We start from the raw sequence: 14,840 nt of genomic DNA, 5'->3' as shown, positions 1-14,840 counted from the left end.
TGCCAGCCAGTCGCGCCGGAGCGCTGTTGGATGGTGGTGGTCATGAGAACGGAAATAATGTCTCCGAAGAGACGGTTACGGAAGGGCAGGAATGCCCTGCCTCAAGCAATGTAACGCAAGATTGCGCTTTGTAAAGAGACCTTTGTGTAAATCGCCTCTCCCTTGGACGGAGCGCCATTGGGGGGCGTCTTTTCGCCCAACGCCCCCCAATGGCGAAGGAAAAGCCGGAATCGGTGAAGAGTTCTTGAGCAAATCCAAACCAAAGGCCCAGCCCCGAGCAAAGGGAAGTCAACAAAGACTTAAGATTCTCGGATTGAGATTCGGTGACCTCGTGGTTCTGATCCGCTGGCTCCATGCCGGACGACGCCTGGAGGAGACCGTCCCCTTCCACCAGGCTCGCCACCGCCGTCTTGAACTGGAAGCACAAGGCGCTGTTGTCTATTGGAGCGAACGCCTGGTCTATCCCTGCTGAAGCAGCAAACTGGGCACTACCGCAGCCACCCATGAACCCTGCGACCCCGTCTCGTCCCGGAGCCGAGACCATCAAACGTCTGGCGTTGATTGGCATCGTCGGGCTCATCACGGTGGGCTGCAGTCCAAAGCAGTCATCCTCCGAGGCGGTCAACCAGACAGAGGCCATCCAGCGGCTTGACTATCGCCTTCAGCAGCTGGAAAGGCGTCTGGACCAAGACCCTTCTCCAGGCCCGGATCCAGGCGACAAAACACCGGCTGGCCCTGTGAAATCCCTGACGTTGCGGCTGGGCACCGTCGATGACCGGCTGCGTATTTATTGGGGCGATGGCTCCACCAGCAACCTCCCCTGCACGGAGGAACAGAACACTTGGGTATGCGGCTGAAAGAGCACTCCGCCCTTGCTGCAGTCACATCCGGTCAGACCTCAAGGCCCATCCAGACCTATCTGTGCAAGCTGCCAACGCCAAGATCGGAGCGATGACTCCCTTTCTCCGAACCATCCTCAAACCTGCCAAAGCGGCCCGTCTGGCGAGCCTGGTGCTCCTTGGCGCAACACTCTCCGCCGCATTACCAAGCAACGGCGAGCCCGGTGCGCTGCCGCTCTCCCAGACCAAAGCCGCCAATCTGGCGCGCATGCGTGCCGAAACCCTCAATGGTGGAGTGTCCGGCTACAGAGCCGATCGCTGCATGTACAGCACTGGCGCGCCCGAGTGTTTGGTGCGTCAAACACCAGACGGCTACACCTTCAGCTTCCGCGGTGGGCCACCAGGCTGGCAACAGCGCAATCCCGTCACTCCCACGGTGACCACAACCGTGACGGTGTCTGCGGATGGTCAGACGATTCGCAGTGTTACCAACACGCCGATTCCCTAACAGCCCCCATAGAAGAGAGCCCCAAGCGGAGGCCATCCAATTCTTAGGCCCTCTGCATGAGCTGGTAACGGCAGCAAGGATTCTGAGTACAGCACCGCTTCCAGAAACAGAGGGCACGACCTGACAGAACTGAAGGCGATGCTTCCACCACCTCCAAAGGGGCTGTGCTCAGCCTCACCGCTGCATCGGCAGGTGCACCAGCAAACCGGGGCATCCGGACCCACAACTCGGTACCAAAGCGAAACGCCTTCACGCGCTGGGCAGACGGGCTACAAGTAGTGAAAGCGGGGAGACAATGACAGACCACCAAGCAGGCCCCACGAGCGAACACAGTGCCAATGCAGTGGTCGAAGGCTTGATCGAGGAGTGGAAGATGCAGCCCCACCCCGAAGGGGGTTGGTACAGAGAGATCCATCGCAGCTCCCAAACCGTCACCCGCTCCGATGGAGCTAAACGCGCAGGCTTCACCACCATCCTGTTTCTACTGAAAGCTGGCTCCACCAGCCGTTGGCATCAGGTGCGCCACGCCGATGAGGTCTGGATCCACCTTCAAGGGGCACCGCTCAGCCTTTGGGACCTGCCGGAGACAGGAGGAGAAGCATCACGACAGATTTTGTCACTGCAGCAGCCAGTTCAGGTCATCCCAGCAAACCACTGGCAGGCCGCCAGGCCTGAGGGCCCCTACTCCCTGGTGAGTTGCTGCGTCGGACCTGGCTTCGCCTTCGAGGACTTCACGATGCTGCACGAACTCCCGCAATCAGAATGGCCAGAAGGCGCGCTCACGGATCTGGTCTGACCTCAACAGCTCAGACCTGACAGACGACTCATTACGCTCTATCCAGCTCTATCCAGGTAGAGAGAGGCATGGGAAGCAGCTTCGGCACACTGTTCCGGATCAGCACATTTGGGGAATCTCATGGGGGTGGTGTCGGCGTGATCGTCGACGGATGCCCACCCCGCCTCAGGCTTGATCTAGACGCGATCCAGGCAGATCTCGAACGGCGCAAGCCAGGCCAAAGCAAGATCACCACCCCACGCAAGGAAGCCGATCAGGTGGAAATCCTCAGTGGTCTGGTCGACGGCGAGACCCTTGGAACGCCGATTGCCATGGTGGTGCGCAACAAAGACCAGCGTCCTCAGGATTACAGGGAGATGGAAATAGCCTTCCGCCCCTCACACGCCGATGCCACGTATCAATTGAAATATGGCATCCAAGCCAGGAGTGGAGGAGGCCGTGCATCCGCCAGGGAAACGATCGGCAGGGTTGCCGCTGGCGCCATCGCCCGCCAGCTTCTGCACAAGGCCGGGGGCACCGAGGTGATCGCTTGGGTCAAACGCATCCATGACCTGGAAGCCAGCATTGACCCAGCCAGTGTGGAGCCCGACGCGGTTGAAGCCAATATCGTCCGCTGCCCGGATCAAGCGATGGCTGAACGCATGATCGAACGGATCGAAGCGATCGGCCGCGAAGGAGATTCCTGCGGAGGGGTGATCGAATGTGTGGTGCGCAATCCCCCCGTAGGTCTCGGCATGCCGGTGTTCGACAAACTGGAAGCTGACCTTGCCAAAGCGGTGATGTCTCTACCGGCCACAAAGGGATTCGAAATCGGATCCGGATTTGCTGGCACCCTGCTCAGGGGTAGTGAACACAACGATGCCTTCCTGCCGAGCGAAGACGGCCGCCTACGCACGGCCACCAACAACTCTGGAGGCATCCAGGGAGGCATTAGCAACGGCGAACCAATCCTGATCCGCGTGGCTTTCAAACCAACGGCAACGATCCGCAAGGAACAGACGACCATCAATTCGGCTGGAGAAGCCACCACCCTTGCTGCCAAGGGTCGGCATGACCCTTGCGTGCTGCCAAGGGCTGTGCCGATGGTGGAAGCGATGGTCAACTTGGTGCTGGCCGACCACCTGCTGCGTCAGCAGGGGCAGTGCAGTCTGTGGTGAGTCGCCTCAGGCTGCACTACGAATCCAGCGCCAATCGAATCAGCTTCGGGCTGGCGAACTGATCCCACTGGTCGCAAGAGCACTGCTACTGCTGAGGCGACCGGCGGCCTTGGCCATGCGCTTGACGACCGACGTGGTGCCAGTGCCACTGGTCGCCTTGCGGGCCCGCTTGGCTGGCCTTGGCTTACGGGTCGCGGATGTGGTGGTCGTCGAGGCCGATTTACGCACGGTCTTGGCACTGGCCTTCGAACTGGTCTTCGTGCTGGTCTTGGCACTCGCCTTCGTCACAGGCTTGGCCGACTTCGAGGTCTTGGCACTGGCCTTGGTCGCAGGCTTAGCGGTTTTGGCAACCTTGGCGACCGCTTTAGCAGCTGTTGCTGTTGAGGCCTTGGTCTTCGCAGCGGCTTTCGTGCGTTTGCGAGGTGCCGACTTGGAGGCTGAACCATCGCTAGCGGAGCGCTGTCGATGGTTCAGAACCATCGCCCATTCAGCATCACTCAACGACGATGGCTTGCTGCCATGGGCATTGGCGAGCTTCGCCGCTTTTTCAATGTCCTTGATCAGATTGGTCCAAGACGTAGCGAAACGCTTGTCGGACTGGGAGCGGGCACCACTTTCAACGAGGGTCTCCACCACACCCGCCGCGGTGACTTTTTTGCGGCGACGGTTGAAGATCTCCTTCTGAAGCTGAGCGATCAAGGCATCAGCCTTATCGGACAGCTTGATCGACAGCTGAGACATCGAACAAAGAATATCTATCTCATCTGTAGCACTTGATTCTCATCCCAACCATGAAAGGAGGCTTTGATCGAGCTTTTCGCCTTCGATCAAACCGCGACCAAGGGCCAAGGCGTGATACCCCGCCGCAAGCCAAGGATCCAGATCTGCTGCCGTGAGACCACCCGCCGCGATCATGCAAGGCAACGGCGAAAGCGGTGCCGATAACTGACGGAGATAGTTGATCCCCACTGTGGCTGCAGGGAAAAGCTTCACGAGCTCACATCCGAAAGCGACGGCCTGCTGCACCTCCGACGGCGAAAACACCCCGGGGACCAGAAGCTGGCCATGGCGACGGGCCAACCGAAGTAGAGATGGATCAAAACAAGGAGACATGGCATAAGCCATGCCTAGGTCGATCACCATCTCCAACGCTTCCCGTCGCGTCACCGATGCAGCTCCTAGCCGCAGGGCTGGATAGCGGTCTCGCAGCCAGCAGATCAGCTCACCCCAGCGGCAATGAGGAGTCCAGGCGATTTCGATGTGGTGAACTCCAGCCTCGACTAGTTGGTTGATCACACAGAGCAGAGGTGCCTGATCAAACGTCTCCACTGACCAATCGAGAGGAGAGGGGCGAAGCACCACCAGAAAGGGCTGCTCACGCAGAGATCGGATCAACTGGTGCTGGCGATCAGTCCAGTTGATCCGATCAGGACGCGATCGATCAGATGTATTCGGCAACGCGAACGTCGCGGCGAATCAACAACTCTTGCAGCTCCTCGGAATCGACTGTCTCCTGCTCAACAAGCATCTCTGTCAGTTCATCCAACACTGCCCGATTATCGAGAAGCACCTTGGTTGCGCGCTTGTAGGCGGCATCAACAAGCTCAGAGACCTCGGCATCGATCGTGGCCGCGGTGTCTTCAGAGAAATCTCTTTCGGCTGCGATGTCGCGTCCGAGGAACATTCCGCCCTGAGCGCGACCAAGCGCGACGGGTCCTAATTTGTCGCTCATGCCAAAGCGAGTCACCATCTGACGGGCAACCTGAGCAACCTGCTGGAGGTCATTGGACGCTCCGGTTGTGACCTCGTCTTCGCCATAGATAATTTCTTCAGCGACACGACCGCCAAGGGCCACTGCCATTTGGCTCTGGAGATAGGTGCGGGAATACAACCCCGACTCCATCCGCTCTTCACTGGGCGTAAAGAAGGTGAGACCGCCGGCATTGCCACGAGGAATGATCGAGATCTTTTGGACTGCGTCGTAATCAGGCATCACAGCTCCCACCAGAGCATGGCCTGCCTCGTGATAGGCAACGAGACGCTTACGCCGTTCCGTCATCACCCGATCTTTCTTTTCGGGTCCCACCATGATGCGCTCAATTGCATCACTGATCTCGTCATTGCTCACCTCCGTGAGGCCACGACGTGCGGCAAGGATCGCCGCTTCGTTGAGAAGGTTCGCTAAATCAGCCCCGGTGTAGCCAGGCGTTCGCCTGGCCACCTTGTCGAGGTCGACGTCCTTGGACAGCGTCTTGCTGCGGGCATGAACGCCGAGAATCTGGAGCCGACCGTTGTAATCAGGACGATCGACAGTGACCTGTCGGTCAAAGCGACCAGGACGCATCAAAGCAGCATCCAGAACATCAGGACGATTGGTGGCGGCGATGATGATGATGCCGGTGTTGCCCTCGAACCCATCCATCTCTGTGAGCAATTGGTTCAGGGTCTGCTCACGTTCGTCGTTGCCACCGCCTAAACCTGCCCCACGCTGGCGTCCAACGGCATCGATTTCGTCAATAAAGACGATGCAAGGAGCATTTTTCTTGGCCTGCTCAAAGAGGTCACGAACACGACTGGCGCCAACACCGACGAACATCTCCACAAACTCCGAGCCGGAGATCGAGAAGAACGGCACACCCGCTTCACCCGCCACAGCCTTGGCGAGCAGGGTCTTACCGGTACCGGGAGGACCGACCAGAAGGCAGCCTTTAGGGATCTTTGCGCCAACAGCGGTGAAGCGGTCGGGGTTCTTGAGGAAGTCGACAACCTCAGTGAGCTCAAGCTTGGCTCCTTCGATACCAGCCACATCTCCAAACGTGACCTGAGTGGAAGGCTCCATTTGGACACGAGCCTTGCTCTTGCCGAAGTTCATGGCTGGATTGCCACCGCCTCCGCCCTGGGCACGGCGGAAGAGGAAGAACAATCCACCAAGCAGCAACAAGGGGAACACCAAACTGCCAGCAGCCTGCTGCCATGCACCCTGTTCTCGGGTGGGTTGCACCGCGATATCCACGTTGTGATCGGTCAACAACTTGAGCAGATCTTTGTCCGGAGCGAGATTCACCTCGGCGCGTCGGCCATCGTTCTCCACGATCAACGCTGAGGCGCGGTCTGGAGAGATGGTCACCCGACTGACCTGATCCTCCTGAACCGCCTCCACGAAATCGCTGTAACGGAGGGTACGGGCTGCGGTCGCAGGGTCTGGACGGTCAAGGAAAGCTGTTCCCACCGCTATGACCACGACCACAAGCAGGACGTAAAGCCCAACGTTGCGCCAACGCTTGTTCAAGGTTCTCTTGCCTCTGATGAAGGAATGTTAATGGAGATGCTCAGGGATCAGGCGGAGCGGAGCACATCAACAACGCTCTTGAACGCGAACCACTCCGGGATCTCCTCACCGCTGCGCAGCATCTTGCGGAATTGGGTGCCGCTCAGCTTTTTGACATGGAGACCACGGGTCTCTGCATGCTCAGCCGTCACATAGCCCTCTTCTTCCGTGAACACAAGATTGAGGGAAGGAACAGTCTCCATCGACAGTTCAACAGCACACTCCTTGGCAAAGTTCTGAGCGTCATAAGGGCCGTAAAAGTCATCGCCGTTCAGCGACGACTTACAGCCAGCCATATCGCGGCCGATGATGAAGTGGGTGCAGCCGTAGTTGCGGCGGATGATCATGTGCTGCAGAGCCTCACGCGGGCCAGCCATGTGCATCGCATAAGGGAGGTACGCCCAGCGGATGCTCGCGTTATCCACTTCAGCCGCTAAACGTTCATAGGTTTGAAAACGCACCACCCCGGGGATGTCGTCTTGTTGGGTGGGGCCGCAGGTGGGATGCACCAGCACCACAGCGTTCTCACTCACGTTTTGGGCATGCAGCGCCCGGGTGAAGAGCTCATAGTGGGCACGGTGAATGGGGTTACGGCACTGGAATGCCACAACATCTTCACCACTGGGCAAGCCTGCACGCACCTCAGCAGGCGTCTTACAGGGGAAGACTCGCTTGGGCAGTGCAAGACCCTGGATCAGCCCACCCAAATAAAACCGCTTCCGCTCCATCGTGATCATGCGAACGGCGGGGTGCTCAATCGACGTGGTGCCATAGCAACCCTTGGCTTCCACCACCTTGTCGGGCTCCCACTTGTCTTCAACAGTGAGCACCGCCAGATCCTGACCCTTGTAGGTGAGCAGCACCCGATCGCCGACCGCAACATCGTCGCAATCGGTGTCCATCACGATCGGCAGGCCGAACAGATATCCCGACGTGGTGCGATGAGACGCCACAACGGAGTCGTAATCGGCCTGATGCATGAACCCCCGCTCAGGGGAGAAGCCACCCACCACAAGCAACTCAACATCGCAAGCATTGCGATCGGAGCACTCCAAGGTCTTCGTGGCTGAAGCCTTCACTGCTGCCTGTTCCGCATCGGAGACCATCAGGTCCACCAGGGTGCCGCCGTAAGGAGCGATCACGCTGTTCGGAGCAGAGCTGGCAGTCATGGCTGAGCTTGGGAGGGAAACAATGGGGGATTCTCACAGACGACACAAAAAAAGGGGGGCCATTGGCCCCCCTTACGATCTGGCAGGTGTTCGGCTTGTGATCAGCCCTCTTCCAGACGTCCGTAAAGATCACCACTGATTTTCACGTCGACAATCTCGCGTCCTCCCATGTCGGAGTCGGAAGGCTGGGTGGCAGAGAACACTCCGGCGAATTCGCCGGTTTCTGGATCCACCTTGGTGATCGAGAGGGTCATTTGACCCACGCCATCGATGTAGCGCTTGATGTTCTCGCTATCCAGTTCCTCGTAGTCACCAGCCAAACCAATCAAACCCTGGGGATAGTCCACACCGGTGGTGAGGGCACGACCCTTGGGATCAATGAAGTTGCTCGTGCGGTAGCTGGGGGTGCGGTAGGTGCCTTCGAAGTCAGTACTGGTGGTGATGGCAGCGCCATCAGCTGTGGCTTCAAGCGACTTACTGGAGAAGGTGAAGGGGTACTCCTCACCGCCAGGAACCAGCACGGTGATCGGCTGAAAGTCGATACCGCCTTGCTCGCTGAAATTGATGCCGTCGCTCTTCACGGTGAGGTTGCCGTACACCTCATCAAGGCTGGAGGTGAAGCGAGTGAGGATCTTGCCCTCAACGAACTGAGCCTCCTGACGCTTGTTCGCGGGCTCACCTTTCACGAAAACCCTTGTGGGATGCATGCAGATGCCCTTGAGCTCATAGGAGCCACCGGGGGTGAGGCTGATCGATCCGCGGGCGGAATCAGAAATAACTGGGCAATCATTCGCTTTGCCGGTGTTGCGAATGTCGTCGTAAGTGATGTTGGAACTGTCAACAGCCTGGGCACCACCGCTGCAGGCGGTCACCACGGTGAGACAGAAAGCCAGCACCAGGGCCAGCAGGGGACGGATGCTCATGAAAGGAAGCCGAATGGCCGAATGATGACGGTATCCACCGATCAGGCGGATCCTACAGGTGGCAAACGCTTGTTCCGGGTACCCTTTCGCAGCTGTAAACAACCCGTCGCGTTGTCCGTCCTCAGTCCTGAGATCGAAACACTGCCTTCAGCTGAGCAGGAACGACTCGAAGCACTGTTGGCAGAACTGAATGCACTGGCCGGCCATCTTCAGGGGCGGCCCCAAGCTCTGCTCACGATGCTGCGCAGCATCGAAGCCCTGCATCGCGACATTCAAGATGGATCCTTCCGCAGCAGCCTGCCGGAAGATCGTCAGCAGTTGTTCAACCTGCTTCAAGCGATTGAGCGGTCAGGCGGATGGCCCTACATCCCCAGCCTGCAGCTCAAGACCTTCATCGCCATGCTCGACCAACCCCAAGTCGAGATGGCAGCCTGAGGGATCGAGATCAGGCTTCCTGCAAGGAGAGCAAACGATCCAGCAACCGATGGGCCAAGCAGAACTTGTCCATCACAGGCACCACCTCTACGCCGCCATTGGCGCTGATCAACCAACCACCATTCGGAGCCTCTCCGAATCCCTGGCCAGGGATGTCGATGGGATTCGCCATCAACAGATCGCAACCCTTGGCTGTGCACTTCGCGTGGGCACGGCTGATGATCTCCTCCTCCCCACCGCTAAGGGCTGCGAACCCAAGCAGCCGCTGCGTTGCTGGTCGGTTGGCATGCAGCCCCGCCAGCAAATCGGGCACAGGTTCAAGGTTGGAGGTGAGGGACGCTTGCAACGCAACCTTGGCAGCCTTGGCAGGGGAAGGCCCGCCTCGCAGACGCAGATCAGCCACGGCAGCAGCCATCACGACTGCATCAGCGTCTGGCTGGAGAGCACCAAGCTGCTCTTGCATCGCTTCTGCTGAGCTGACCGGATAACAGCCGAGCCCTTCCAGCCAGGCTTCAGGCACCTGAAGAGGACCGTGCACAAGCTGTACTGCCGCTCCGCGAAAGCGCGCAGCTTGGGCGATCAGCACCCCCATGCGTCCAGTGCTGCGGTTGGTGATCAACCGGACAGGATCCAGTGCTTCCACGGTCGGTCCCGATGACACCACCAGGGTGCGGCCGGCCCAGTCACGCGGAACGCCACCATGGGGATCACAGCGCTGTAGAGCACTGGTCGCTGCAAGCTGAATGCACTCCGGGGCCGCCATACGACCATCCCCCATGCGGTCGCAGGCCAGCAGCCCGACCTCGGGGCCAAGGCTGAGAACCCGCGGATCCTCCCCCAAGAGAGCCCAGTTCCGTCGCACCGCGGGATGATCCCACATGCCTGTGTTCATGGCGGCTGCAGCCACCACAGGCCGCTCACAGGCCAAAAGCAGGCTGGCCAAGAGACCATCAGCTAGGCCTTGAGTCCATCGCGCCAGGGTGGTGGCACTGAGCGGAGCAACGATCACCACCTCCGCCCATTCCGCCAAACTGACGTGCAGAGGCCTGGGCTGGTCTGGATTCCACTGATCCTCGTCTTGATAACAACGATGACGACTGAGGCTTGACAGGGCCACTGCACTGACCAACCGGGCGGCACTGGGAGTGAGCACACACCGCACCTCCGCACCAGCTTTCACCAGCGCACTCACCAACAGGGGGGTTTTAACTGCGGCGATGCTTCCACTAGCAGCAACAAGCACCCTGCGCCCGCAGAGGGTGCCGGGATCAGTCCTCATCGAAGGGTTCCTGATCAATCAAATGCACATAGGGCGCTGTGAGCTCAGGACGATGAATGGCGAGAGCCCGTAACAGGTGCCAATCCCCCAACCCAGCGAAGGGGGTGGGGTAGTCATCGTCTTCGAGGCGCTGTGCCAAGACAGCCACAGAGGACTCATCAAAGCTCTCGAGCTGTTCTGGGGTGATGGCTGAACTGGCCATGGGCATCTCTGCCGCCTATGCCTGCATTCTGCCTGGACTCTGACGCTAGGTTTTTGCAATCGGGGAATTAGCTCAGCTGGTAGAGCGCTGTGATCGCACCGCAGAGGCCAGGGGTTCGAGTCCCCTATTCTCCATTGACAATTCAACAAAACCCTTGTGCCAACTGGATCTGATCCAGCGACACTGAACAGTGCAGGATCAGATGCGGTGCCAATCTCCACGGCTGCTTTTGCAGAGGAGGACACATGCAGGGCGGCCAGGGCAACAGCATCAACCATCACGCCAGCTCTCAAGCTGGAGCAGTGCGGAACCCGTGAGACTGCAGACCTCTTGGAGCGTGGCCCAGAGAAAGCAAGATGGCGGGGCGGTATCCCTAACGCCCCAAGACATTTTGAACCGTTTTTGAGAGCGACCGCGAGCGCTGTGGACCCGAGACACAAGGCCCAGGTGTCGTCACCATCCATCCAGCTGGGATGACGCTTTATCTCCCCACAGGCTCGCCAACCTCAAGATGTCGTGCTGCTGCGCCTGTGCAGTTCGGCCTAGCAGCCCATCAAAAAAGGACGACCTCCCTCAGCGGCGGGAAGGCGACCTACGTCGCTCGTTGGTGCATGGCTCAACCCAATCAATGCAAAGGAGAGAAAGGTGTAAGCGTCTGGCTCGAGGCGGCCTGGGGCCATGGGCTCGAGGTGTTGGGTTGCGATCTCCAGGAGTACCTAGGGCGATGCGAGCGGAGCGTCGATTGGCGCGGCGAACATTCCAGTGCCGACCAAAAGACCAACCCAGACGCTTGTTTGAGACTGTTGGAGCAGGCGCCAGAAAGTCAGCCTGCTTCTGCAATCTGCTGTGGTGGAGTATCCGCCGTCATGGGCTCCTCCGATCTGGTTGGTCTTAACTTTCCACCCTTGAAGCTGCTTCTGACATCCGTCGAATCGCGCATTGCTCTCGAAGACGAAACAGCCGAAAGTGGCGCTGGCTTGCCTGAACGTGGCGGAAGGATGAATGTCCAGCCCAATCCGATCGGAGAGTCAGACAACACCAAGGAAGCGCTAAGGGCTCGCACGGCTTTGATCTAATGCCTGAACTGCAGACCTAACCAGAGCTCAAGATGGAATTCGCTCGCCAACCGCTTCGAGGCGAAGTCAGCGCTGAGGCCACAGCCCTACTTCAAGGCACTCAGGTCATCGTTTGCATGGCGGACCCATTGACGCTGGGAGCATTCAGCCTCCTACCCCCAATCTCAGAGGGGTTAATTGGGGCCTACACCACAGAAACAGAGGTTGTGGAGATCACAAAGAGCTGCTGCCCAGATCTGCTTTTTGTGACTGAGGACTTGGAAGAGGGCTGCGGCATCAGCCTGGTCAGGAAAACCAAGCTTGCTTGCCCTGACACCATCTGCCTTGTATTCCTGCGCACTGAGACCAAATCGATGGTCCATCACTGCATCGCAGCTGGTGCAGAAGGGGCGATGTTCGTGTCATCTCTCGGTGGCCGAGGTGATGGTGACTTCATGGGTGCGTTACGGAAAACCCTGCATGGCGGCATCTATTACCCGCGCGATGTGCTTCAAGCGGCTGATTTCGCCAACAACCCACAACATTTACTGCCATCTGATCTAACCAAAAAGGAATCCGAGGTCCTGAGCTGCCTGGCCTCAGGCTCAACGAATAAGGAAATTGCTGAGCGGCTCTTCGTGTCTGTGGAAACAGTCAAAAGCCACGTCAGCGCTGTCATTGGCAAATTAGGAGTACGCAACCGTCAAGCAGCCGCAGTCGTAGCGATCCAAGCAGGCGTGGCGATGTAATCAGCCAATACAAGTGCCGCACAAACGAACAGCAAAAGTCACTGACATCAATCCTTCTGGAGTCCTTTCAGCCAGGCCTCACCACATGCCATTGATCCATGCCCTGACAGGGAAGCCAAGCAACGCACAAGCCTTCAACAAACATTGACGCTCTAAACACAATGCATGCGTTAGAGAGCACATCATCATCAAGCTTTCGCCTTCTCACCAACAAGCCAATCCACACCAATCGAAGTATTCAAGCCTTGATCCAAACGCACCAGAAGCCGAGGAAGACCTAATCTTGCACAGGTAAAATTGAGCAGATGCAATTCGGATGCTGCTTAATATAGTCATTGAATTCCATGGCAAGAATGCGAGCTTTCACCACATCAGCAGCAGAAATGGAGGTGCACTCTGTAAAACCGTCAGGTTTTTTGTAGCAAATACTGTAAGCCTGTTCAGCGGTAGACATTTAAAAAAGCGAATCGAATACTCTTAAAGGCTGGCTCGACTATGACGCAAGGCAAAGAAACAACAGATTTCGTCCATCCGCTTGCACAAGCGCAAAAATACTCAAACAGCGTGCACCCTCTTGATGGAGGCATCTTTGACGCTATCAGCCGAGGCCTATGGAGACTTCTCCGTTCCAACCTGCAAATGAAGTCTGCTTGCAGCAACCACCTGTTCAGCAACAGAGGCAGAACACTCAATTGTTGATCTTGGCTCGACAAAGGCCTGACAAATAGGCCTCAAGGCCCTCCAAGCCTTTGGGAAGAAGCCCGAGTGTCAGCACTCCATCGCACAACTGCATCCATCGATCCAAGTGTGGCTACCAACAGCAAAGCCACTGGTCGACTGATGCAGCACTTCCTGATTGTTTGGACGTTCCCAACTGTTGAGGGAGCGTGGGAATCCTGCCCCGGTTTTGCTGACTACATCAATGCAGGAGGCCCTGGCGACACATTCGAAGGCTTTGAGCTGAAATACCGCGTTTGCGAACCTGTCAGCGGGAGCGGCGTCGCCATCGCGAAGGCCAGCGACATCGGAAAAGTTTGGGCACACCTTGGCCCTTGGATCAAGGGATATGGGATTCAATTTGAAGTCACAGCGGTCGTGTCTGACGCAGAGTTCGCTGCTTTATGGCCAAGGGTTGAAGCAGCGGCTGCTGTGGCATAAAGACAGCCACAAACCCGAGAGACGTGAAAGGCCGAGCCATGCACTTGCCAATGGCCCCATCAAACCAAACACGGAAGGTCAACACTTAACGACTGGGCTGGTCGCTCCAGCATTCCTCCCACTCGTCTTGAAGCTCGCTGGCAGTGAGGGAGTTGTAGAAGCCTCTCCACTTCGCCTCGGCTTTGGAGTCAGTCGCCACCAGAGACACCAACAAATTGATGACTTCTTCAACTGAGAAGAGCCGTCCTGTCTGCGATCTGAATTGCATACTCCCAGTCGTCAACCTTGCGGGAAACTATCCTGCCAAAGCAAATGCAGCACGTCAGGACTTTAGAGAGATAGGGCAATCAACAATGAAGAGATCGGCACCCATTTGGAAGCTGGTCTCGTGAGGCCCGAGGGCAGCGGCTCCCGAGTCAGGTTTGATGGGAGCCACCGTTAAGGGGCATCACAGCAGCCACCGCACATCCGAATGGAGACGTGTTAAGACCGCTTTCGCCAAAGCGAGTTAGCGTTGCTCACGTGAAGGGTGCGCCGCTCTTTCTCTTGGACGGCTCGGCACAACCCCATCACTCCGGATTCAACGACTCTGAAGGGAAAGATCCGACCTCAACCGATTTTGCTTTCCTTGAAGACCATGCGCCTCCTGCGCTCTGCTGCACATATTCCGCTCATTTGCGCGCCTTTATTTGCCCTGAGCTCATGCTCAGACCTTCAGGAAAATCGATTCATTTCAGTATATTGCTCAAGCTCCAATCATGTGCTCGACCAATCTAAAGCAGCCTTTGATACCTATCCAGATGCGAGCTCCCTTCATGCACAAAGAGCCTCTCAAGGCAAAGAACCTTTATGGGCTTTTGATAGAAAAACTGGTCAAATCTATGCATACGAAGGATGGCCCACAGAAGCTTTTATCCCTCTTACAAAGACCGAAGAGAAAGAAATAGCAGCAGGATCAGGATCTTACTGGGAAGAGTACCAGTCTTCTCTGAGCCCTGACAAGAAGCGGGTGGAGATCAAGATGCGACATGTGAAGAGAGATTCACTCATGAATGAGAGCCTCATCGGTGAGGCTCTCATTCATTTTTCCTTCGATGAATTGCAAATTACCTGGGGCGCCGGTGGTCCTACTGAGTTAGTAGAGAAATGCGTGCTAGTACCCACTCTTGGCATCCAAATTAATTGGAAGGAGCATGGCTAGGCATCATGCAGAACGGTGATCAGTGCTCCCAATTCCGTGAA

At 57.5% G+C, this 14,840-nt stretch carries 17 protein-coding genes and 1 tRNA gene; 11 read left to right on the top strand and 7 right to left on the bottom strand.

The features are described from left to right. Positions 1 to 331 precede the first annotated feature (331 nt). The 5 genes from DXY16_RS14645 to aroC all read left to right on the top strand — a co-directional run bounded on the left by DXY16_RS14645 (position 332) and on the right by aroC (position 3,300). Positions 332 to 472 carry a hypothetical protein gene (locus DXY16_RS14645; protein ID WP_206749546.1) on the top strand — a complete coding sequence of 47 codons (141 nt, stop codon included), beginning with the start codon at positions 332 to 334 and terminating at the stop codon, positions 470 to 472. Positions 473 to 503: 31 nt separating this feature from the next. Further along, positions 504 to 857, top strand: a complete 354-nt coding sequence (locus DXY16_RS05050) for a hypothetical protein (protein ID WP_115120079.1) — start codon at positions 504 to 506, stop codon at positions 855 to 857. 94 nt (positions 858 to 951) lie between these two features. Continuing rightward, positions 952 to 1,347 (top strand): hypothetical protein, encoded by a 396-nt coding sequence (locus tag DXY16_RS05045; RefSeq protein ID WP_244281553.1) that lies wholly within the window; start codon positions 952 to 954, stop codon positions 1,345 to 1,347. A 295-nt stretch (positions 1,348 to 1,642) separates the two neighbouring features. Next, positions 1,643 to 2,143 carry a cupin domain-containing protein gene (locus tag DXY16_RS05040; protein ID WP_115120077.1) on the top strand — a complete coding sequence of 167 codons (501 nt, stop codon included), beginning with the start codon at positions 1,643 to 1,645 and terminating at the stop codon, positions 2,141 to 2,143. A 68-nt stretch (positions 2,144 to 2,211) separates the two neighbouring features. Further along, a complete protein-coding gene (aroC, locus tag DXY16_RS05035; protein WP_115120075.1) occupies positions 2,212 to 3,300 on the top strand; it encodes a chorismate synthase in 1,089 nt (362 codons plus the stop codon). Positions 3,301 to 3,339: 39 nt separating this feature from the next. Here aroC and DXY16_RS05030 read toward each other — a convergent pair whose 3' ends face one another. From DXY16_RS05030 to psbO, 5 genes are all read right to left on the bottom strand, one after another. Further along, complete coding sequence (locus DXY16_RS05030; protein ID WP_115120073.1) at positions 3,340 to 4,041, bottom strand: hypothetical protein; 702 nt, start codon at positions 4,039 to 4,041, stop codon at positions 3,340 to 3,342. A 39-nt stretch (positions 4,042 to 4,080) separates the two neighbouring features. Further along, positions 4,081 to 4,695 (bottom strand): bifunctional 4-hydroxy-2-oxoglutarate aldolase/2-dehydro-3-deoxy-phosphogluconate aldolase, encoded by a 615-nt coding sequence (locus DXY16_RS05025; RefSeq protein ID WP_244281552.1) that lies wholly within the window; start codon positions 4,693 to 4,695, stop codon positions 4,081 to 4,083. 46 nt (positions 4,696 to 4,741) lie between these two features. Beyond that, a complete protein-coding gene (gene ftsH / locus DXY16_RS05020; protein ID WP_115120069.1) occupies positions 4,742 to 6,589 on the bottom strand; it encodes an ATP-dependent zinc metalloprotease FtsH in 1,848 nt (615 codons plus the stop codon). A 47-nt stretch (positions 6,590 to 6,636) separates the two neighbouring features. After that, positions 6,637 to 7,797, bottom strand: coding sequence for a sulfate adenylyltransferase (gene sat / locus DXY16_RS05015; protein ID WP_115015988.1), 1,161 nt, complete (start codon positions 7,795 to 7,797; stop codon positions 6,637 to 6,639). 101 nt (positions 7,798 to 7,898) lie between these two features. Then, a complete protein-coding gene (psbO, locus tag DXY16_RS05010; RefSeq protein ID WP_115015986.1) occupies positions 7,899 to 8,720 on the bottom strand; it encodes a photosystem II manganese-stabilizing polypeptide in 822 nt (273 codons plus the stop codon). A 24-nt stretch (positions 8,721 to 8,744) separates the two neighbouring features. Here psbO and DXY16_RS05005 point away from each other — a divergent pair, with 24 nt between their 5' ends. Next, positions 8,745 to 9,155: a hypothetical protein gene (locus DXY16_RS05005; RefSeq protein WP_371410868.1), complete on the top strand. Its 411-nt coding sequence runs from the start codon at positions 8,745 to 8,747 to the stop codon at positions 9,153 to 9,155. Between the two features lie 10 nt (positions 9,156 to 9,165). Here DXY16_RS05005 and coaBC read toward each other — a convergent pair whose 3' ends face one another. Beyond that, positions 9,166 to 10,434 carry a bifunctional phosphopantothenoylcysteine decarboxylase/phosphopantothenate--cysteine ligase CoaBC gene (gene coaBC / locus DXY16_RS05000; RefSeq protein ID WP_115120067.1) on the bottom strand — a complete coding sequence of 423 codons (1,269 nt, stop codon included), beginning with the start codon at positions 10,432 to 10,434 and terminating at the stop codon, positions 9,166 to 9,168. Continuing rightward, the gene (locus tag DXY16_RS04995) at positions 10,424 to 10,636 is read right to left on the bottom strand and encodes a DUF2555 domain-containing protein (RefSeq protein WP_371410867.1); all 213 of its coding nucleotides are present in this window, start codon (positions 10,634 to 10,636) and stop codon (positions 10,424 to 10,426) included. Before DXY16_RS04995 ends, coaBC begins: the two co-directional genes overlap by 11 nt. A gap of 61 nt (positions 10,637 to 10,697) precedes the next feature. On the opposite strand from DXY16_RS04995, the gene DXY16_RS04990 reads away from it, so the two are divergent. From DXY16_RS04990 to DXY16_RS14320, 5 genes are all read left to right on the top strand, one after another. After that, positions 10,698 to 10,770 (top strand) — tRNA-Ala (locus DXY16_RS04990). A 339-nt stretch (positions 10,771 to 11,109) separates the two neighbouring features. Next, a complete protein-coding gene (locus DXY16_RS04985; protein WP_137007023.1) occupies positions 11,110 to 11,712 on the top strand; it encodes a hypothetical protein in 603 nt (200 codons plus the stop codon). A 32-nt stretch (positions 11,713 to 11,744) separates the two neighbouring features. After that, positions 11,745 to 12,440 (top strand): response regulator transcription factor, encoded by a 696-nt coding sequence (locus DXY16_RS04980; RefSeq protein WP_115120063.1) that lies wholly within the window; start codon positions 11,745 to 11,747, stop codon positions 12,438 to 12,440. A gap of 840 nt (positions 12,441 to 13,280) precedes the next feature. Next, positions 13,281 to 13,598 carry a DUF3303 domain-containing protein gene (locus DXY16_RS04975; protein ID WP_115120103.1) on the top strand — a complete coding sequence of 106 codons (318 nt, stop codon included), beginning with the start codon at positions 13,281 to 13,283 and terminating at the stop codon, positions 13,596 to 13,598. A 628-nt stretch (positions 13,599 to 14,226) separates the two neighbouring features. Next, positions 14,227 to 14,799 (top strand): hypothetical protein, encoded by a 573-nt coding sequence (locus tag DXY16_RS14320; protein ID WP_206749545.1) that lies wholly within the window; start codon positions 14,227 to 14,229, stop codon positions 14,797 to 14,799. Positions 14,800 to 14,840 lie beyond the last annotated feature (41 nt).

The sequence above is a fragment of the Synechococcus sp. UW105 genome, assembly GCF_900473935.1.
Lineage (GTDB): Bacteria > Cyanobacteriota > Cyanobacteriia > PCC-6307 > Cyanobiaceae > Synechococcus_C.
Note: the sequence above shows the minus strand (reverse complement) of the source record. Positions and strands in the feature narration are given on the sequence as shown.